The 18,859-nt window shown below is 64.7% G+C and carries 17 protein-coding genes; 9 read left to right on the forward strand and 8 right to left on the reverse strand.

What is annotated here, in order from left to right; genetic code table 11:
- The first annotated feature begins 25 nt into the window (after positions 1–25).
- The 6 genes from rlmH to IVB42_RS19465 all read left to right on the forward strand — a co-directional run bounded on the left by rlmH (position 26) and on the right by IVB42_RS19465 (position 5,848).
- On the forward strand, positions 26–508 hold the full coding sequence (rlmH, locus tag IVB42_RS19440) for a 23S rRNA (pseudouridine(1915)-N(3))-methyltransferase RlmH (RefSeq protein WP_018459852.1): 483 nt from the start codon (positions 26–28) through the stop codon (positions 506–508).
- A 33-nt stretch (positions 509–541) separates the two neighbouring features.
- On the forward strand, positions 542–1,873 hold the full coding sequence (locus IVB42_RS19445) for a peptidoglycan DD-metalloendopeptidase family protein (protein ID WP_018459851.1): 1,332 nt from the start codon (positions 542–544) through the stop codon (positions 1,871–1,873).
- Complete coding sequence (locus IVB42_RS19450) at positions 1,870–3,225, forward strand: S41 family peptidase (protein ID WP_018459850.1); 1,356 nt, start codon at positions 1,870–1,872, stop codon at positions 3,223–3,225. The genes IVB42_RS19445 and IVB42_RS19450 overlap by 4 nt, the downstream gene beginning before the upstream one ends.
- Positions 3,226–3,370: 145 nt before the next feature.
- Entirely contained in the window at positions 3,371–4,603 is a 1,233-nt protein-coding gene (locus IVB42_RS19455; protein ID WP_018459849.1) for a divergent polysaccharide deacetylase family protein, read from the forward strand.
- Positions 4,604–4,678: 75 nt separating this feature from the next.
- The gene (locus tag IVB42_RS19460) at positions 4,679–5,182 is read left to right on the forward strand and encodes an RNA pyrophosphohydrolase (RefSeq protein WP_018459848.1); all 504 of its coding nucleotides are present in this window, start codon (positions 4,679–4,681) and stop codon (positions 5,180–5,182) included.
- A 165-nt stretch (positions 5,183–5,347) separates the two neighbouring features.
- The gene (locus IVB42_RS19465; RefSeq protein ID WP_018459847.1) at positions 5,348–5,848 is read left to right on the forward strand and encodes an RNA pyrophosphohydrolase; all 501 of its coding nucleotides are present in this window, start codon (positions 5,348–5,350) and stop codon (positions 5,846–5,848) included.
- A gap of 78 nt (positions 5,849–5,926) precedes the next feature.
- Here the strand turns inward: IVB42_RS19465 and IVB42_RS19470 are convergent, their stop codons facing one another.
- The 6 genes from IVB42_RS19470 to IVB42_RS19495 form a co-directional block, all read right to left on the reverse strand.
- Entirely contained in the window at positions 5,927–7,558 is a 1,632-nt protein-coding gene (locus tag IVB42_RS19470; RefSeq protein WP_018459846.1) for an adenylate/guanylate cyclase domain-containing protein, read from the reverse strand.
- Between the two features lie 151 nt (positions 7,559–7,709).
- A complete protein-coding gene (locus IVB42_RS19475; protein ID WP_018459845.1) occupies positions 7,710–8,117 on the reverse strand; it encodes a F0F1 ATP synthase subunit epsilon in 408 nt (135 codons plus the stop codon).
- An 86-nt stretch (positions 8,118–8,203) separates the two neighbouring features.
- A complete protein-coding gene (gene atpD / locus IVB42_RS19480) occupies positions 8,204–9,646 on the reverse strand; it encodes a F0F1 ATP synthase subunit beta (RefSeq protein ID WP_007598896.1) in 1,443 nt (480 codons plus the stop codon).
- A gap of 52 nt (positions 9,647–9,698) precedes the next feature.
- Complete coding sequence (locus IVB42_RS19485; RefSeq protein ID WP_026233891.1) at positions 9,699–10,574, reverse strand: F0F1 ATP synthase subunit gamma; 876 nt, start codon at positions 10,572–10,574, stop codon at positions 9,699–9,701.
- Positions 10,575–10,727: 153 nt separating this feature from the next.
- Positions 10,728–12,257, reverse strand: coding sequence for a F0F1 ATP synthase subunit alpha (atpA, locus tag IVB42_RS19490; RefSeq protein WP_018459843.1), 1,530 nt, complete (start codon positions 12,255–12,257; stop codon positions 10,728–10,730).
- Positions 12,257–12,817, reverse strand: coding sequence for a F0F1 ATP synthase subunit delta (locus tag IVB42_RS19495; protein ID WP_027566412.1), 561 nt, complete (start codon positions 12,815–12,817; stop codon positions 12,257–12,259). The genes atpA and IVB42_RS19495 overlap by 1 nt, the downstream gene beginning before the upstream one ends.
- 647 nt (positions 12,818–13,464) lie before the next feature.
- Here IVB42_RS19495 and IVB42_RS19500 point away from each other — a divergent pair.
- Complete coding sequence (locus tag IVB42_RS19500; RefSeq protein WP_026233889.1) at positions 13,465–13,974, forward strand: septal ring lytic transglycosylase RlpA family protein; 510 nt, start codon at positions 13,465–13,467, stop codon at positions 13,972–13,974.
- Positions 13,975–14,171: 197 nt separating this feature from the next.
- On the opposite strand, the gene IVB42_RS19505 is transcribed toward IVB42_RS19500, so the two are convergent.
- The gene (locus IVB42_RS19505) at positions 14,172–16,382 is read right to left on the reverse strand and encodes a primosomal protein N' (RefSeq protein WP_018459840.1); all 2,211 of its coding nucleotides are present in this window, start codon (positions 16,380–16,382) and stop codon (positions 14,172–14,174) included.
- Positions 16,383–16,494: 112 nt separating this feature from the next.
- Between IVB42_RS19505 and IVB42_RS19510 the strand changes: the two genes are divergently transcribed.
- Positions 16,495–17,460: a tyrosine recombinase XerC gene (locus IVB42_RS19510; RefSeq protein WP_018459839.1), complete on the forward strand. Its 966-nt coding sequence runs from the start codon at positions 16,495–16,497 to the stop codon at positions 17,458–17,460.
- 4 nt (positions 17,461–17,464) lie between these two features.
- Here IVB42_RS19510 and IVB42_RS19515 read toward each other — a convergent pair whose 3' ends face one another.
- The gene (locus IVB42_RS19515; RefSeq protein WP_018459838.1) at positions 17,465–18,037 is read right to left on the reverse strand and encodes a hypothetical protein; all 573 of its coding nucleotides are present in this window, start codon (positions 18,035–18,037) and stop codon (positions 17,465–17,467) included.
- Between the two features lie 117 nt (positions 18,038–18,154).
- Here IVB42_RS19515 and IVB42_RS19520 point away from each other — a divergent pair, with 117 nt between their 5' ends.
- Entirely contained in the window at positions 18,155–18,745 is a 591-nt protein-coding gene (locus IVB42_RS19520; RefSeq protein WP_026233888.1) for a DUF4337 domain-containing protein, read from the forward strand.
- Positions 18,746–18,859 lie beyond the last annotated feature (114 nt).

Raw genomic sequence — 18,859 nt, forward strand, 5'->3', positions numbered from 1 at the left:
CAGAAAACGCGACCCTGAACATATCATGCGCATAGCCGTCATTGCGGTGGGCCGGCTGAAGCAGGGCCCCGAACGGGAGCTTGCCGAGCGCTATTTCGAGCGGTTCGACGAGGCCGGCCGCAAGCTCGGATTCCGCGAGCTCGCCATCCACGAATTGCCCGAAAGCCGCGCGCGCGATACGGCGACGCGGATGGCCGAAGAGGCCGCGGCGATCTCCGCCCATATTCCCGAAAAGTCGGTGCTGGTGGCGCTGGACGAGCGCGGCCAGAATCTGGATTCGACCGTATTCGCACGGCATCTCGGGCGCTGGCGCGACGAGGGTGCCGGTCATACTATCTTCATGATCGGAGGGGCGGACGGACTTTCGCCCGAATTGCGCCGTAAGGCCAAGCTCGTGATCGCGTTCGGCTCTGCGACCTGGCCGCATCAAATGGTCCGCGTCATGCTTCTGGAACAGCTTTATCGGGCCGCCACCATTCTGGCGGGCCACCCCTATCACCGCGCGTGATCCGCGCCACAACGAGCACCTTTGCTTAAAGCGATGCGAGCGCCGATTTTCAACCTGCTGCTGATCGCCGGCGTTGCCGGCGCAAGCCTCGCGCAAGCTCAGACGCCTGCACCGCAGACTGCGGCCGTAGCGCCCGATGCGATCAAGCAGCGCGAGCAGGAGCTCGAAGCCGCGCGCGCCAGCAAGAAGAGCGCTGAGGAAGCGCAGGCCAAGCTCAAGGCCGAGATCACCTCGCTCGGCCAGGACCGCACCCAGCTCAATCAACAGTTGATCGACACCGCCGCCAATGTGCGCACCGTCGAGACCAAGATCGACGAGGCCGAAGCGCGGCTGCGATCGCTGAACGGCCGCGAACAGGCGATGCGCAGCTCGCTCGATTCACGCCGCGCCGACATCGTCGAGGTGCTGGCGGCCTTGCAGCGCGCCGGAAGGCGGACGCCGCCGGCACTTCTGGTACGGCCCGAGGATGCCCTGCAATCGCTGCGCACGGCGATGCTGCTCGGTGCCGTGGTGCCGGAGTTGCGCGGCCGTGCCGAGAAGATCGCGGGCGAGCTCGGCGAGCTCGTGGCCTTGCGCAAGACCATCGCGACCGAGCGCGACCAGCTTGCCTCCGACCGCGACAAGGTGCGCAACGACCAGACCCGGCTCGCGGCTCTGGTCGACGAACGGCAGCGTCAGCAGGCGTCGCGCGAAAAGGACCTCGACGCCGAGAACGCGCGCGCCGTTGCGCTCTCAAGACAGGTCGGCGATCTCCAGGGGCTGATCGCCAAGATGGAGCAGGATCTGCAAAGCGCCGCCAAGGCGGCCGAGAAAGCAGCTGAGGCCGCCAAGCAGGCCGAGGCCAAGGCGGCTGCAAACGCGGCCGCCAGCGCCAAGACCGGCCCCGGCACATTCAAGGATCGTTCCCGCACCACCCCTGCGATGGCCTTCGCCGCGGCCAAGGGCCTCCTGCCTCTGCCGGTTAACGGTAACAAGATCAGGGATTTCGGCGGTTCGGACGGGCTCGGCGGGGTCCAGAAGGGCATTTCGCTGGCGACGCGGCCCGGCTCCCAGGTCACGACGCCGTGTGATGGCTGGGTGGTCTATGCCGGCCCGTTCCGCAGCTATGGACAACTCTTGATCCTCAATGCCGGGGGCGGGTATCATGTGCTGATCGCCGGGATGGAGCGCATTTCGGTCAACATCGGACAATTCGTGCTCACGGGGGAGCCTGTCGCGACCATGGGGTCGACCTCTCAAGTCGCCTCCATTCTCGCCACGAACGCGAGTCAACCTGTGCTCTATGTCGAGTTCCGCAAAGACGGCACTCCAATCGATCCAGGCCCATGGTGGGCCGCAAATGAAGGCGAGAAGGTTCGCGGATGATGCGCAAGACTTCAGTTATCCTCCTCAGCGCGGCCACCGGTGCGGCGCTGACGCTGTTCGTGACGCAACCGCGCGCGGTCTTCATGGGCTCCAGCGCGCGAGCCGCCACTGCGGACACCTATCGCCAGCTCAATTTGTTCGGCGACGTGTTCGAGCGCGTGCGCTCGGACTATGTCGAGAAGCCCGACGACACCAAGCTGATCGAATCCGCGATCAGCGGCATGCTTACCGGTCTCGATCCGCATTCGAGCTACATGGACGCCAAGAGCTTCCGCGACATGCAGGTGCAGACCCGCGGTGAGTTCGGCGGCCTCGGCATCGAAGTCACGATGGAAGACGGCCTGATCAAGGTGGTCTCGCCGATCGACGACACCCCGGCCTCGCGCGCCGGTGTCATGGCCAACGACATCATCACCAATCTCGACGACGAGGCGGTGCAGGGCCTGACCCTGAACCAGGCGGTCGAGAAGATGCGCGGCCCGGTCAACACCAAGATCAAGCTGAAGATCATCCGCAAGGGCCAGGACAATCCGATCGACGTCACGCTGGTGCGCGACAACATCCGCGTCCGTTCGGTGCGCGCCCGCGTCGAGGCCGACGACATCGCCTATATCCGCATCACCACCTTCAACGAGCAAACCACCGAAGGCCTGAAGCGCGAGGTCGCCAACCTCTCGAATCAGATCGGCGACAAGCTGAAGGGCTACGTCATCGACCTCCGCAACAACCCGGGCGGCCTGCTCGAGGAAGCGGTCACCGTCTCCGACTCCTTCCTGGAGAAGGGCGAGATCGTCTCGACCCGCGGCCGCAATGCCGAGGAGACCCAGCGCCGTACCGCGCATACGGGCGACCTCACCAAGGGCAAGCCGGTCATCGTGCTGGTCAACGGCGGCTCGGCTTCGGCGTCGGAGATCGTCGCCGGCGCGCTGCAGGACCACAAGCGTGCGACCATCGTCGGCACACGCTCGTTCGGCAAGGGCTCGGTGCAGACCATCATTCCGCTCGGCTCCGGCAACGGCGCGCTGCGTCTGACCACGGCGCGCTATTACACGCCGTCGGGCAAGTCGATCCAGGCCAAGGGCATCGTGCCCGACATCGAAGTGCTGCAGGACGTGCCGGACGAGCTGAAGTCGCGTACCGACACCAAGGGCGAAGCTTCGCTGCGCGGCCATCTCAAGAACGACGGCGACGAGAAGACCGGCTCGCAGTCCTACGTTCCGCCGGACGCCAAGGACGACAAGGCGCTCAAGCTCGCCGACGATCTGCTCCACGGCATCAAGAACAGCGCGTCCGCGGCGCCCACGCCGGGCGGCGACAAGGCCACGACCGACAAGCCCAAAGCGGCGAACTAGGTCGGCGCATCGCGATCTGACGAAAAGGGCGGCTCCCGGAGCCGCCCTTTTTGCTTGGAACTCCTGATATCCCCCGGCCTATCCCGGCCTGCCGCCGCTTGACCCCGGCGTGGTATCGTCATTGCTGAGTGATTCGGGATCGCGCATGACTGAAACGGCCGATGATCTGAGCGCCCCGCTCGGACGGGACAAGCCGCGCCGGAAACGTCGGCTGCGGCTGCCGTTCACGGCCATGCAGCTGCTCGCGGTCCTGCTCGGACTGTTCCTGGTCACCTTTGCCGGCTTCGCCATCTTCAACAAGGATCCGCTCGGCGGCGAGCCAATGACACGGCTCGCGATCCGCGAACCCAATGCCGCAGACAAGGCTGGCGACGACAAGCCGGCCGCGGCCGGCCATGGCCAGGACAGCAAGCAGGAAAGCAAGCAAGAGACCAAGGACGCACCGAAGCAGGCGGGCGAGCAGAAGACCGTCACCATGATCGACGGTTCCACCGGCATGCGCCACGACGTGGTGATCGGCGGCGATGCCGCCGGCAAAAGCGAGACGGCGGCGGCCTCCGCACCGCCGCCCGTCATGGCCGGGATCGACCCAAAACTTCTTGAGAAATCGCGCTATGGCATGATCCCCGCGGTTTCCGGGGATCTGAAGCCGTTCAACGTCTATGCGGCGGATGCCGACCGCGCCAAGGCCGCCAAGATGCCGGTGGTCGCGATCCTGATCGGCGGCCTCGGCGTCGGCGCCGCCAAGACCACCGATGCCATCATGCGGTTGCCAGCGGCGGTGACGCTGGCCTTCACGCCCTATGGGTCCGATCCAGGAAAACTCGCCGAGCGCGCCCGCGCCCAGCGCCACGAGATCTTCCTCCAGATCCCGATGGAGCCCTATGACTTCCCCGACAACGATCCGGGACCGCAGACGCTGCTGACCTCGCTGAGTGCCGACCAGAACATGGACCGCCTGTACTGGCATTTGAGCCGGATGCAGGGCTATGCCGGCCTCACCAATTTCATGGGCGCCCGCTTCATCGCGACGGAGCCGGCGATGCAGCCGATCATCCGCGAGGCGGCCAAGCGCGGGCTCGGCTTCTTCGACGACGGCTCCTCGCCGCGCAGCATCGCGCCGCAAGCGGCCGGCAGCCAGGCGATGCCGTTCGGCAAGGGCGATATCGCGATTGACGCGGTGCCGACCCCGGCCGAGATCGACCGCGCCCTGACCAAGCTCGAAGCGGCGGCGCGCGAGCGCGGCGTGGCCGTGGGCACCGCCTCCGCCCTCCCGGTCTCGATCGAGCGCATCGGCGCCTGGACCAAGACATTGGGCGACCGAGGTATCCTTTTGGTGCCATTGACAACCGCGATGCTGAAATCAAAATCCAGCTAAATCAACGGATTGGTATGGTACAGGCCCGCGGGGCCTGCTTAAGCCTTACCGACAGCATGCGAGAGGTCTGGCGGAATGGCGCGTTACGAGGATCTGCCCTACCGGACCTGCGTCGGCGTGATGTTGCTCAACAAGGACGGACTGGTGTTCATCGGCCGCCGCGCTGGCGGCATCGAGCATGTCGACGACACCCATGTCTGGCAGATGCCGCAGGGCGGCGTCGATCCCGGCGAGGACAATTGGGAGGCCGCCAAGCGCGAGCTCTATGAGGAGACCAGCGTGCGTTCGGTTGAGCGGCTCGGCGAAGTTCCGGACTGGCTCACTTACGACATTCCGCGCACGGTCGCCGGGCGCACCTGGAAGGGCCGCTACCGCGGTCAGCGCCAGAAATGGTTCGCGGTCCGCTTCACCGGCAAGGATAGCGAGATCAACGTCGAAAAGCCCGGCGGCGGTCACAAGGCCGAGTTCGTGAGCTGGCGCTGGGAGCCGATGAAGAACCTGACCGGGCTGATCGTCCCGTTCAAGCGCCCGGTCTACGAGCGCGTGGTGAAGGAATTTTCCGCGCTGGCGCAGGATTAGTTCAAGTCGCCATTCCAGGTTGATGCTAGAGCCAGTTCCGTTCCGATAGAATCGGGACGGGGCTCTAGTTTTTTATTTTGACGCGTTTTCTTGACGCGAACCGGTATCCACTTCGCTCGAAAACGCTCTAATGCACATCCTGAAATGACGACGAGAGATCCACGCGTGAGCACTGAAAAACCCTACCGTCCCAATGTCGGAATCGCGCTGTTCAATGCCGATGGCCGCGTGCTGATCGGGCACCGCTTCAAGGGCGACGGACCCGAGATCATCCTGCCGGGTCTGGACTGGCAGATGCCGCAGGGCGGCGTCGACGAGGGCGAGGATTTGCGCGATGCCGCGCTGCGCGAGCTCTGGGAAGAGACCAGCGTCAAGAGCGCATCCTATCTCGGCGAGACCGACTGGTTGACTTACGAATTCCCGCCATATGACGGGCCGCAGACACATCGACTGGCGAAATTCCGCGGCCAGCGCCAGAAATGGTTCGCGTTACGCTTCACCGGCAAGGATGACGAGATCGATCCGCTGACGCCGCGCAACGGGCAGCCCGCCGAGTTCGACGCCTGGCGCTGGGAGCGGCTCGACCGCGTCCCCGATGTCGTGGTGCCGTTCCGCCGCCACGTCTACAGCGCAGTGGCGCAGCAGTTTGCGCCGTTCGCGAACTAAAAACGCGAAAAACAACCCCATGCACAGTAGAACGGGGTTGAAATCATTAGAGAACTTTGCCCGGAAATTTGCGTGAGCCTAGTTGATCGGTCCCACCGTGAACGGGCCGATTGCGATGAGGTGGCAGTCGCTGTCGCGCTTGGCGCAGTCGGCGAGCGCGGAATTGACGGCGGTCTGCTCGTCCGCGGCCTTGAGGCCGAGGCCCGGCCGGCCCGCGGTGCCGACCGCGACGGCGTTCCAGCCCATGCCGTCGGCGAGCTTGCGCACGACCTCGTCGCGCGCATCTGCGATGATCGAGGCGTTCGACGCCGCATGGAAGAAGCCGGTGATCCGGAGCAGGGTCGGGATCGGCACGACGAAATTCTCGTCGACCGCAACGACCAGGCAGGCGACGCCGGCGATCGCACCGCACGATTCCAGTGAACGCCGCGCGGCATCGTCGGTGGACGATGCGCCCATCACCATGAAATATTGGCCGCCGGGGCCGAGCGCGACCGCGCGGGATTTTGCCGCGGGCACGAACATGTTCTCGAGCCGGACCTTGGCGGGATCGCGCACCATCGGAAAGTCTTTCGAGGCGAAGGCGCGCTCGGTCATGGCATCATGCCGGACGAACGGTTGCGGCGGCATCGGCGGTTTGCCGTGCGTGTAGACCACATTGTTGCCGACTGCATAGAGCTCGCAACGCCGCGGCGACTGCGCGGCATCGGCGCGCTTCTGGCACTGATCGAGTGCGGCGTTGCGCGCGGCTTCCTCGTTCGGCTGATTCAACGACGCGCCGGTGAACCCGCCGACATTGAGTGCGAACGCCTTGTAGTCGCCGGCAGCGGAATAGTCGCCGGCCAGGTAGTTGCGGATGCGCTCGTTGATGAAGGGGACGCTGTCGGCAGGAAACTTGCCGGCCATCGGTGAAGCCGATGGTGCCGGCATGGGCATCGGCGCTTTCGCCGCCATGGTGGATGACGGGCTTGGCGCTGCTGCCGCAGCCGCGTTGGGCATCGGACTTGATGCTGGGCTTGGCGCGGTCACTGCAACCGCCGGCGCCCTGGTCGTCTCGAGCTTGGTGAAATAGAGGAAGCCGCCGACGCCGATGGCGACGACGGAGACGACACCGACCACCAGCGGCCACATCCAGTTCGGCGCGGCCTCAGCCTTCGTCACCTTCTTGATCTGCGGCGTCGCGTAGCTACCGTCCCCGCGCCGCATCGCCACCATGTAGGCGTGCACCGGCGTCGGGATGTTCTTGACCTCCTGCGCGCCGATATCGGCGAACTGCACCGACAGCTTGTTGGCGACCTGCTCGTGCACGGCGCGGGAGACGCAGATGCCCCCGACCTCGGCGAGGCCCTCGAGCCGGGCGGCGATATTGACGCCGTCACCGAGCAGATCGCCGTCGCGCTCGACCACGTCACCGATGGTGATACCGATGCGGAACGACATCTGCCGGCTCGGCGGATAGGCCATGTTGCGGGTTCGCAGGGATTCCTGAATGTCGATCGCGCAGCGCACCGCATCGACTGCGCTTGGAAATTCCGCAAGCACGGCATCGCCCGCGGTGTTGAAGATGCGTCCGCCCGCCCTGGCAATGAAATCATCGACGACCTCGCGATAGGCGGCGAGACGCCGCAGCGTCTCCTCTTCGTCTTCCGCAACCAGTCGCGAGTAACCGGCAATATCGGCCGCGAAAATCGCTGCGATCTTGCGTTTCATCTGCGGTCGGCCCCCGGAACAAAGTTCGCGGGCGCAGAATGGCGCTATCGGCGGCGCCGTGCAACAAAGTTTCAGCGCCCGCCACTCCCGTGACGAGCGCTGAACTTATTCAGGAATTTTCAGTTCGGGCCCCGGCGCAGTGCACCGGGGCTTAGTGCATCGCCGTGCTGCTGAGCTGCTGCTGGATGCTCTTGAAGTGGTCGAGCCGGGCGATGGCTTGATCGAGCTCGTTGCCTTCGTGCTCCTTCAAGCCCTCTTCCATCTCCGAGATGGTCGCGGCGAACTGCGCGCGGTCGAGCTCGGCCAGCGAGGTCGCGACGTCGGCGAGTACGGTCAGGCCCTTCTCGGAGACTTCGGCGATACCGCCGAGCACGATGATCTTCTCGTGCTTGCCGCCGGTGGTCACGGTGAGAATGCCGGGCCGGATCGCGGCCACGACCGGCGCGTGTCCCGCCAGCACGCCGAAGTCACCTTCGACGCCGGGGATATCGACCTGGTCGACCTCGCCCGAGAAGGCGAGCTTTTCCGGCGAGACGAGATCGAAGTGGAAGGTGGCCATTGGAAACCTGCGAATGGTGAGTAGCGAATTGCGAATGGAGCGGGAGCGGCGCGACTATTCGCTACTCCCTGCTCGCCCTTCGCAGCTTAGGCCGCCTCGGCCGCCAGCTTCTTGCCCTTCTCGATCGCCTCTTCGATGGTGCCGACCATGTAGAAGGCGGCTTCCGGCAGGTGGTCGTACTTGCCTTCGCAGAGGCCGCGGAAGCCCTTGATGGTGTCCGCGAGGTCGACGAACTTGCCGGGCGAGCCGGTGAAGATTTCGGCGACGTGGAACGGCTGCGACAGGAAGCGCTCAATCTTGCGGGCGCGGGCCACCGTCAGCTTGTCCTCTTCCGAAAGCTCGTCCATGCCGAGAATGGCGATGATGTCCTGCAGCGACTTGTAGCGCTGCAGCACCTGCTGGACCTGACGCGCGGTGTCGTAGTGCTCCTGGCCGACGACGAGCGGCGAGAGCATGCGCGAGGTCGAGTCGAGCGGGTCCACCGCCGGATAGATGCCCTTTTCCGAGATCGCGCGGTTCAACACCGTGGTGGCGTCCAAATGCGCGAACGAGGTCGCGGGCGCCGGGTCGGTCAAGTCGTCGGCCGGAACGTAAATGGCCTGCACCGAGGTGATCGAACCCTTCTGCGTGGTGGTGATGCGCTCCTGCAGCGCGCCCATGTCGGTGGCGAGCGTCGGCTGGTAACCCACGGCGCTCGGGATACGACCGAGCAGCGCCGACACTTCAGAGCCGGCTTGGGTGAAGCGGAAGATGTTGTCGACGAAGAACAGCACGTCCTGGCCCTGGTCGCGGAAGTGCTCGGCGACGGTCAGACCGGTGAGGCCGACGCGGGCGCGAGCGCCGGGCGGCTCGTTCATCTGGCCGAACACCAGCGCGCACTTCGACTTGACGCTCGGATCCGGATTATGCGGATCGGCGTTGACCTTGGACTCGATGAACTCGTGATAGAGGTCGTTGCCCTCGCGGGTACGCTCGCCGACGCCGGCGAACACGGAGTAACCACCGTGCGCCTTCGCGACGTTGTTGATCAGCTCCTGAATCAGCACGGTCTTGCCGACGCCGGCGCCGCCGAACAGGCCGATCTTGCCGCCCTTGGCGTAGGGCGCGAGCAAGTCGACGACCTTGATGCCGGTGACGAGAATTTCAGCTTCGGTCGACTGGTCGGTGTAGCTCGGCGCTTCCTGGTGGATGGCGCGCATGCCTTCGGACTGGATCGGACCGGCTTCGTCGATCGGCTCGCCGATCACGTTCATGATGCGCCCGAGCGTGCCTGCACCCACCGGAACCGAGATCGGCTGACCGGTGTCGGTCACTTCCTGGCCGCGGACCAGACCTTCGGTCACGTCCATCGCGATCGTGCGCACGGTGGACTCACCGAGATGCTGTGCAACTTCCAGCACGAGGCGGATGTTGCCGTTCCTGGTTTCCAACGAATTCAGAATGGCCGGCAGATGGCCTTCGAACTGAACGTCGACGACGGCGCCCATGACCTGGGTGACGCGACCGACCTGGGTAGCTGCTGTAGCCATGAAGCTCTCCTTCGAAATTCTTTACTTGAACGACCGTCGTTTGGTTCGTGCGTCAGACCGCCTCGGCGCCGGAGATGATCTCGATCAGCTCCTTGGTGATCTGGGCTTGACGGGTTCGGTTGTAGATCTGGGTTTGCTTGCGGATCATTTCGCCGGCGTTGCGGGTGGCGTTGTCCATGGAGCTCATCTGCGCGCCATAGAACGAGGCGTTGTTTTCCAGCAGCGCACGGAAAATCTGCACCGCGATGTTCCGCGGCAACAGGCCGGAGAGGAGTTCGTCTTCCTCCGGCTCATAGTCGTAGGACGTCGACGGCGCGGTCGCCGCCTTTTCTTCCACGGTCAGCGGAATGATCTGCTGCGCGGTCGGGACCTGGGCGATCACCGACTTGAACTGCGCGTAGAACAGCGTGCAGACGTCGAATTCGCCGTTATCGAAGCGGGCCAGCACCTTCTTGGCGATGTCGTCCGCGTTGACGAAGCCGAGCTGACGAACGCCGCGCAGGTCGAGATGCTCGACGATCTGCTTGTCGTACAGGCGGCGGAGCTGCTCGTAGCCCTTGCGGCCGACGCAGAAGAATTTGACTTCCTTGCCCTGCGCCAACAGCGCCTGGGCGCGCTCGCGCGCGAGGCGCACGATCGAGGAGTTGAACGCGCCGGACAGACCACGCTCGCCGGTGCAGACCAGCAGTAGGTGAACCTGATCCTTGCCGGTGCCGGCCAGCAGCACCGGGGCGCCGGGCGAACCGGCGGCAGCGCTGGCGATGTTGGAGATCACCGCGCTCATCTTGTCGGCATAGGGCCGCGCCGCCTCGGCCGCTTGCTGGGCGCGGCGCAACCGGGACGCCGCGACCATCTGCATGGCCTTGGTGATCTTCTGCGTCGCCTTGGTGGAGGCGATGCGGACGCGCATGTCTTTAAGTGACGCCATTCTTCGTTCACCCCGGCGGTTCGACCCCTTGGATCAAGCCGCTAGCCTATCCCAGTCGTCATGCCCGGGCGTGTCCCGGGCATCCACGTCTTCGTTTCCATGCAGTGAGGCACGGAAGGCCGGGACAAGAAGCCCGGCCTTGCGACCGTTCTCTTATGCGAAGCTCTTGGCGAAACCTTCGACCACCGACTTCAGCTTGGCGGCGGTGTCGTCGGAGAGATCGCGGCTGTCGCGGATCGCGTTGAGGATCTCGACGTTCTTGCCGCGCAGCAGCGACAACAGACCGTCCTCGAACGCGCGCACCTTGTTGACCGGCAGCGGGTCGAGATAGCCGTTGGTGCCGGCCCAGATCACGCAGACCTGCTCTTCCATCTTCAGCGGCGCGAACTGCGGCTGCTTCAGGAGCTCGGTCAGACGCGAGCCGCGATTGAGCAGGCGCTGGGTCGAGGCGTCGAGGTCGGAGCCGAACTGCGCGAACGCCGCCATTTCGCGGTACTGCGCGAGCTCGCCCTTGATCTTGCCGGCGACCTTCTTGGTGGCCTTCGTCTGTGCCGAGGAGCCGACGCGCGACACCGACAGACCGACGTTCACCGCGGGGCGAATGCCCTGGAAGAACAGGTCGGTTTCCAGGAAGATCTGGCCGTCGGTGATCGAGATGACGTTGGTCGGAATGTAGGCCGACACGTCGTTGGCCTGGGTTTCGATGACCGGCAGCGCCGTCAGCGAGCCCGAACCCTGGTCCTTGTTCAGCTTCGCCGCGCGCTCGAGCAGGCGGGAATGCAGATAGAATACGTCGCCCGGATAGGCTTCGCGGCCCGGCGGGCGGCGCAGCAGGAGCGACATCTGGCGGTAGGCGACGGCCTGCTTGGACAAATCGTCATAGATGATGACGGCGTGCATGCCGTTGTCGCGGAAGTACTCGCCCATGGTGCAGCCGGTGAACGGCGCGATGTACTGCATCGGTGCCGGATCCGACGCGGTGGCGGCGACGATGATCGAATATTCGAGCGCGCCCTGCTCTTCCAGCACCTTCACGAACTGGGCAACCGTCGAGCGCTTCTGGCCGATCGCGACGTAGACGCAATACAGCTTGATGTTCTCGTCCGGCTGCGCGTTGAGCGGCTTCTGGTTGAGGATGGTGTCGAGCGCGATCGCGGTCTTGCCGGTCTGACGGTCGCCGATGATCAGCTCGCGCTGGCCGCGGCCGATCGGGATCAGGGCATCGATCGCCTTGAGGCCGGTCGCCATCGGCTCGTTCACCGACTTGCGCGGAATGATGCCGGGCGCCTTGACGTCGACGCGCATGCGCTTGTCGGCCTGGATCGGGCCCTTGCCGTCGATGGGGTTGCCGAGCGCGTCGACGACGCGGCCGAGCAGGCCCTTGCCGACCGGCGCGTCCACGATGGCGCGGGTGCGCTTGACGGTCTGACCTTCCTTGATCTCGCGGTCAGCGCCGAAAATAACGATACCGACGTTGTCGGTTTCGAGGTTCAGCGCCATGCCGCGGGTGCCGTTCTCGAATTCGACCATTTCACCGGCCTGGACGTTATCCAGACCGAAAACGCGAGCGATACCGTCGCCGACGGACAGCACCTGTCCGACTTCGGAGACTTCAGCTTCCTGGCCGAAATTCTTGATCTGGTCCTTGAGGATCGCGGAAATTTCCGCGGCGCGGATGTCCATCAGCCTGCCTCTTTCATCGCGTGCTTGATCGAATTGAGTTTGGTGCGAAGCGAGCTATCGATCATTCGGCTGCCAAGCTTGACCACGAGGCCACCGATGATCGAGGGATCGACCTTCACGTTGAGCGCGACGTCCTTGCCGGTCACCGACTTCAGGGCAACCTTGAGGGCGTCGAGATTCTTGTCCGAGAGCGCCTCCGCCACGGTGACGTCGGCCGTCGCCTCGCCCTTGAACTTGGCGACCAGGGCGCGATAGGCGCGGATGACGTCAGCCACCGCGAACAGGCGGCGGTTGGCGGTCAGCACTTTCAGGAAATTGGCGGAGATGCCGGCGATGCCGGCCTTGTCCAGCACGGCCGAGAGGGCTCTGGACTGGGCATCGGCCGCGAACACGGGGCTGCGGACGAGGCGCTTCAGATCGGCGCTTTCGTTCAGCATGCCCTCGAATTTTTCGAGATCGGCTTTGACCTCGTCGACCACTTTCTGGTCGCGGGCCAGTTCAAACAAGGCCGTTGCATAACGGCCCGACACACCGGAAACGGACGTATCTTCTGCAGCCACAGACGTGCTCTTTTTGCTGTCAAACTCGCAAGGGAAAAACCGTCGCCACGAAGCGGCGCCTAGCGATCCAAGCCCTTGGAATTCAAGCGGGACTTCGATTTTCGACCCCGCACGGAAGTGCCGGGCTCGTTAAAATCGCGGCTTTGCTAACATAGCAGGCGCGCACGTGCAACATGACGCCAAATTAAAGGCATGACGTTCTGTCGCCAGTTCGTCGCACTCCACGACGACGCGACGACGACCTTGCCATGCCGCGGAATTGCCACAGCGCTTAAGCCCAACCCTGAGCCGAGGCCGGCGATTGGTTCCTGCCCTCAGCGCATAGCCGCCATGAACACGGATCGCTGAGGCGTGATTCCAGCCCTCCCGGCTCCACTCGCCGAATACTTTCTGAATTCTAAATGCGGAAAGCGATGACTTCGTTTTACAGTATTCGCGAGTAATATAGAGGTTAACAAACTGCTAAATTCCAATATTACGGAATGTCGGCCGAATATCCCTGCCGGTAACAAGATATTACACAGCGACACAGAACGGATTTACTGCCCAATTCACGCCTCATTAGGAATCGAAACGCGATCCCGCTCGCAAACTTACGGGGGCTCCACTTGCCACATATGTGGCAATACTAGCTTAGGGACCAATATATGCTTTGTTTGAAGACGCTGGGCTCAGTGACCCGGCCGCGTAAGGCGATCGCCTTTGTTGCCGCAACTCTTCTCATCGGGGGAACTGCCACCGAAGCTTCCGCCAAATCCCGCCATCACCATCGCTATTCCCACCATCATCACCGCCACCACGCCCAGACCGATGCCAACACGACCTCCGATTGGCGTAACGCCAATGCATCGATGACGCCGTCGCAGGGCACCGGACGTTCCTTCTCCGGCATGGCTTCCTTTTACGGGAACGAGTCCGGCAGCAGGACCGCCTCCGGCCAGCGCTTCAACCAGAACGCCATGACCGCGGCGCACCGTTCACTGCCGTTCGGCACCAAGCTGCGTGTCACCCATGGCGGCTCGAGCGTCATCGTCACCATCAACGACCGTGGCCCGTTCATCCGCGGCCGTGTCCTCGACCTCTCCACGGGCGCTGCCCGTGCCATCGGCCTCACCGGCGCCGGCGTCGGCCGCGTCACTGCCGAAGTCGTCTCCTAAAGCGCGACGCCTGAAACAAGCTCGCCGTCTTGGGGGACGGCGGGCTTTTTGTTTGTTCTTCCGCCGTTATTGCGAGGAGCGGAGAGACGAAGCAATCCAGACTGCCTCCGTGGAGGGATTCTGGATTGCTTCCGCCTTCGCTAAAGCTTCGGCGGACAAGTCGCTGCGCTCGCAATGACGGGGAGTTTTGCAGCTCCTTACAAAAAGCTCTGCGGATCGACGTCGACTTCGAGCTTTTGATTGCCCTTCGGCTTCGGGCATGCGGCAAGCCAGTTGCGCAGATAATCCGACAGGTCGAAGCCGCGCGCCGATTTCACCAGGATGCGGAAGCGGTAGCGGCCCTTGATGACCGCGAGCGGGGCTTCCGCCGGGCCCAGCACCACAACGCGTTCGTCGCGCGGCGCGAGCGCAACGAGGTGGCGGCCAAAGCCTTCGGCGCTCGGCCGGTCGCCGGCGGAAATGATCAGGCTCGCGAGCCGCCCGAACGGCGGATAGAGCGTGCGTTCGCGCAAATCGATCTCGCTATCGTAGAACGCTTCGCGGTCGCAGGCGATCAGCGCCTTCATCACGGGATGATCGGGCTGGTGGGTCTGGAGATAACCGATGCCACGGCCCTGCTCGCGCCCGGCGCGGCCGATCACCTGGTTGAGCAACTGCCAGGTGCGCTCGGAGGCGCGCGGATCGCCATTGGACAGGCCGAGATCCGCATCGACCACGCCCACCAGATTGAGCCGCGGAAAATTGTGGCCCTTGGCGACGAGCTGGGTGCCGATGATGACGTCGACGCGGCCCTCCGCGATGTCGTTCAGCTCGGAGCGCATCGTCTCGATCGAGGTGATGAGATCGCTCGACAGCACCATGGTGCGGGCCTCCGGGAACAGCGCCGCCGCCTCCTCCTGCAAGCGCTCGACGCCGGGCCCGACCGCGACCAGCGATTCCTCCGCCGCGCAATGCGGACAGGTTTGCGGGCGCGGCATCGAGAAGCCGCAATGGTGACAGACGAGGCGCTGGCGGAAGCGGTGATCGACCAGCCAGGCATCGCAGATGGTGCAGGCGAAGCGATGGCCGCAGGCGCGGCACAGCGTCAACGGCGCATAACCGCGGCGATTGAGGAACAGTAGCGCCTGCTCGCGCCGCTCGATCGCGGTCCTGATCTCGGACGCCAGCCGCGGCGAGATGAAGCGGCCGCGCGCCGGCGGCTCGCGGCGCATGTCAATGGCCTCGATATGTGGCATGTGCTGGCCGCCGAAGCGCGACGGCAGAGCGATGCGCTGATAGCGGTTCTTGCGCGCATTGACCTCGGATTCGACCGACGGCGTCGCCGACGCCAGCACGATCGGAACCTTTGCGATATGCGCGCGCACCACCGCCATGTCACGGGCGTGATAATGCACGCCCTCGTCCTGCTTGTAGGCTTGGTCGTGCTCTTCATCGACCACGATGAGGCCGAGATTGGCGTAGGGCAGAAAGAGCGCCGAGCGCGCGCCGACCACAACCGGCGCGCTGCCCTCGGAGATCGCCGCCCAATTGCGCGCGCGGGTGCGCGGCGTCAGCTCGGAATGCCATTCCAGAGGGCGCACGCCAAAGCGCTGCGCGAAGCGATCGAGGAACTGGCCGGTGAGCGCGATCTCCGGCATCAGGATGAGCGACTGTTTTCCGCGGCGGATCGCCTCGGCGACGGCTTCGAAGTAAACCTCGGTCTTGCCCGAGCCGGTGACACCGTCGAGCAGCGCGACGTGAAAGCTGCCGTTGGCGGCGAGTGCGCGCATGGCATCGACCCCGGCGCGCTGAAGCGGCGAAAAATCCGGCCGGCTGAAATCCGGATCTGGGGCCGGCGGCGGCGGAGGCGGGGGCATCGGCTCGACCGAGAGCGTTCCTTCGTCGACGAGGCCGTCGATCACGCCGGCCGAAACCCCGGCCTCTCTGGCCGCCTCGGACTTGCCGTGCAGCAGCCGGTCCGACAGCACCTCGATCAGGCGCTGCCGCGCCGGCGTCAGACGTTTTGGCGGATCGCCGACCAGGCGCACGCCGGCGCGCACCCGCTCGGGGCCGAGGTTTTCGCCCATCCGCAGGCACATGCGCAGCACCATGCCGCGCGGGCTCAACGTGTAATTGGCGATCCAGTCCACGACCGCACGCAGCTCGGGCTTCAACGGCGGGATGTCGAGCTTTTCGCTGACCTCCTTGAGGCGGTTGTGCAGGCGCGGATCAGGATTGGCGTTTTCGGCCCAGACCACGGCGAGCACCTCGCGCGGGCCGAGCGGCACGCCAATAATATCGCCCGCCTTCAGCTCCATTCCGCGCGGCACCTTGTAGGAATAGGTCTGGTCGAGCGCGACCGGCACCAGCACGTCGACCATGCGGGTCGCGTTGGCGGAGACGGCGTTGCTGCGCGACGTGTGATCCATGGAGGGGGAATCGGAACCCGGGGGCTTCAAGGCTAGCGCCCTGAGGCGGCCTTAGCGAACGATAAACGAGTGTGATGCGATATACTGAGTGGAATCACCACGTCCAGAGCGCATGAGCAAAGCGGCCGCCCCACAAATCGAGCTCGCCAGCGCCGATCCTGACATCGCGCGGGAGATGACGCGCTGGCTGTCGCATCTCGGCGCGGAGCGGCGGCTGTCGCCGAAGACGCTGGAAGCCTATGCCCGCGATTTGCGGCAGTGCCTGATTTTCCTCTGCGGCCATTGGGGCGAGCGAGTGACGCTAAAGCGTTTCGCCGCGCTGGAGGCCACCGATATCAGAGCCTTCATGGCGATGCGCCGCGCCGACGATATTGCCGGCCGCAGCCTGATGCGCGCGCTCGCGGGCCTGCGCTCGTTCGGCCGCTTTCTCGAGCGCGAAGGCAAGGGCAAGGTCGGGGCGCTCTCGGCGATCCGCGCGCCGAAAGTCGCAAAGAGCCTGCCCAAGCCGCTGCCGATGGCGTCGGCCAAACGTCTTGCGGACGCCGACGAGCGCGCCGGCGAGGACCGCGAGACCTGGATTCTTGCGCGCGACGCCGCCGTGATGGCTCTCCTCTACGGCTCAGGCCTGCGCATCTCCGAAGCGCTGGGGCTGACGCGCCGCGAGGTCCCGCGTCCCGGTGAAGGCGACGTGCTGATCGTGACGGGCAAAGGCAACAAGACCCGCATGGTGCCGGTGCTCCAGAACGTGCTCGCACTGGTGCAAGAATACGTTTCCATGTGCCCGTATCCGCTGCCGGCGGAGGGGCCGATCTTCGTCGGCGCACGCGGCGGGCCCTTGAGCCCGCGCATCATCCAGCTCGCGATGGAGCGGCTGCGCGGCGCGCTCGGCCTGCCCGACAGCGCCACGCCGCACGCGCTCCGGCATTCCTTCGCCACGCACCTGTTGTCACGCGGCGGCGATTTGCGCGCGATCCAGGAATTGCTCGGCCATGCCTCGCTCTCGACCACGCAGATCTATACCGGCATCGATGCCGAGCGGCTGCTGGAAGTCTATGCCAGCGCGCATCCGCGCCGATAGCGGCTCAGTTGGCGAGATACTCGATATCGTAGACGTAGTTCGAGCCGCGCCCGACCTCGACGCGGACCATCGGCCTGAACGTCTCCAGCCGCTCGTACAGCGGCGCCGTGACCTTCACCGGTTGGCCCGCGATGCGAACGAGATAGTCCGCTTTGCGGCGGCTACCTGACCTCCACGCACGATCGACACGGCCTTCGATCACAAGGCGGGACGTCAGGTGATCGAGAAACAGCATTCGTCCGGCATACCATGCAAGACCGCTGCCGAGCAGCACGATCAGGATCATCGAGGCGAACGCCTTCGCCTGGTCACGCCATGAGCCGTACAGCGGAGGTTGTCGCAGCTGCGAGCCGACGATAATCAGGCCCAGAACAACGAGGCCGACATGGACGTCGTTGACTGCGATGATCGAGCTCTTGTCATAAAACCGCAACAGGCCGATGTAGGTCAGGCCAAGCGCGAGGACAATCTTGCCGACGAACGGAAAGGCCGCGGTGTTGCGGGCCTTCAGCAGCGCAAGCGCGGATGCGAGGATGGAAGGCCAGACGCAGGCTGCGATGAATTCCGCTGTGGTCATGGGACAGGACTAGATCAGCCCCGACGCGAAACCCTTAATTGCAACGGCCATCGCGGCTTGCCACTTGCGCCCGTCGCGCAGTTCGGTCAATCGTTGGTAAACAGGCAGGAGGGATTTATGAGCGCACATGAAAGCATGGAGCATGCCGAGCACGCCGAACACGCGTCCGGCTCGAACAAGAAGATCGCGCTCCTGATCGCGGTTCTGGCGCTGTTCCTGGCGATCTCCGAGACGCTCGGCAAGGGCGCCCAGACCGAATCGATCAGCAAGAACGTCGAGGCCTCCAACCTCTGGGCGTTCTTCCAGGCCAAGAGCATCCGCCGCACCGTGGTGCAGACCATGGCCGACCAGGGCAAGCTCATCCTCGGCGCGGCGAGCGACGAGGCCAACAAGGTGGCCGTGCAGAAGCAGATCGAGGACTGGCAGAAGACCGCGCAGCGCTACCGCTCCGAGCCGGAGACCGGCGAAGGCACCGAGCAGCTGGCCGAAAAGGCCAAGCACGCCGAGCATGAGCGCGACGAGGCGACTGCGAAATATCATCACTTCGAGCTGGCGTCCGCCGCCTTCCAGATCGGCATCGTGCTGGCCTCAGCCACCATCATCACCGGCATGCTGCCGCTCGCCTGGATCGCGGGCCTGCTGTCGCTTGCCGGACTTGGGATGACCATGCTCGGCGCATGGTCGCCGCATCTGCTGCATCTGCATTGAGGCTCGTAGCCCGCATGAGCGCAGCGACATGCGCGCTGTCATGCCCCGGCTTGACCGGGGCATCCAGTACGCCGCGGCTTCTCCGTAGCCATTGCCGTCTCTGGAATACTGGAT

It is taken from the genome of Bradyrhizobium sp. 45, from assembly GCF_023073155.1.
Classification (GTDB): Bacteria; Pseudomonadota; Alphaproteobacteria; order Rhizobiales; family Xanthobacteraceae; genus Bradyrhizobium; species Bradyrhizobium canariense_D.

What these genes read in the sequence shown, in the direction of transcription:
- rlmH (WP_018459852.1), top strand. Translation starts at nt 26, where the DNA reads ATGCGCATAGCCGTCATTGCGGTGGGCCGGCTGAAGCAGGGCCCCGAA.
- IVB42_RS19445 (WP_018459851.1), top strand. Translation starts at nt 542, where the DNA reads ATGCGAGCGCCGATTTTCAACCTGCTGCTGATCGCCGGCGTTGCCGGC.
- IVB42_RS19450 (WP_018459850.1), top strand. Translation starts at nt 1,870, where the DNA reads ATGATGCGCAAGACTTCAGTTATCCTCCTCAGCGCGGCCACCGGTGCG.
- IVB42_RS19455 (WP_018459849.1), top strand. Translation starts at nt 3,371, where the DNA reads ATGACTGAAACGGCCGATGATCTGAGCGCCCCGCTCGGACGGGACAAG.
- IVB42_RS19460 (WP_018459848.1), top strand. Translation starts at nt 4,679, where the DNA reads ATGGCGCGTTACGAGGATCTGCCCTACCGGACCTGCGTCGGCGTGATG.
- IVB42_RS19470 (WP_018459846.1), bottom strand. Translation starts at nt 7,558, where the DNA reads ATGAAACGCAAGATCGCAGCGATTTTCGCGGCCGATATTGCCGGTTAC.
- IVB42_RS19475 (WP_018459845.1), bottom strand. Translation starts at nt 8,117, where the DNA reads ATGGCCACCTTCCACTTCGATCTCGTCTCGCCGGAAAAGCTCGCCTTC.
- atpD (WP_007598896.1), bottom strand. Translation starts at nt 9,646, where the DNA reads ATGGCTACAGCAGCTACCCAGGTCGGTCGCGTCACCCAGGTCATGGGC.
- IVB42_RS19485 (WP_026233891.1), bottom strand. Translation starts at nt 10,574, where the DNA reads ATGGCGTCACTTAAAGACATGCGCGTCCGCATCGCCTCCACCAAGGCG.
- atpA (WP_018459843.1), bottom strand. Translation starts at nt 12,257, where the DNA reads ATGGACATCCGCGCCGCGGAAATTTCCGCGATCCTCAAGGACCAGATC.
- IVB42_RS19500 (WP_026233889.1), top strand. Translation starts at nt 13,465, where the DNA reads ATGCTTTGTTTGAAGACGCTGGGCTCAGTGACCCGGCCGCGTAAGGCG.
- IVB42_RS19505 (WP_018459840.1), bottom strand. Translation starts at nt 16,382, where the DNA reads ATGGATCACACGTCGCGCAGCAACGCCGTCTCCGCCAACGCGACCCGC.
- IVB42_RS19510 (WP_018459839.1), top strand. Translation starts at nt 16,495, where the DNA reads ATGAGCAAAGCGGCCGCCCCACAAATCGAGCTCGCCAGCGCCGATCCT.
- IVB42_RS19515 (WP_018459838.1), bottom strand. Translation starts at nt 18,037, where the DNA reads ATGACCACAGCGGAATTCATCGCAGCCTGCGTCTGGCCTTCCATCCTC.
- IVB42_RS19520 (WP_026233888.1), top strand. Translation starts at nt 18,155, where the DNA reads ATGAGCGCACATGAAAGCATGGAGCATGCCGAGCACGCCGAACACGCG.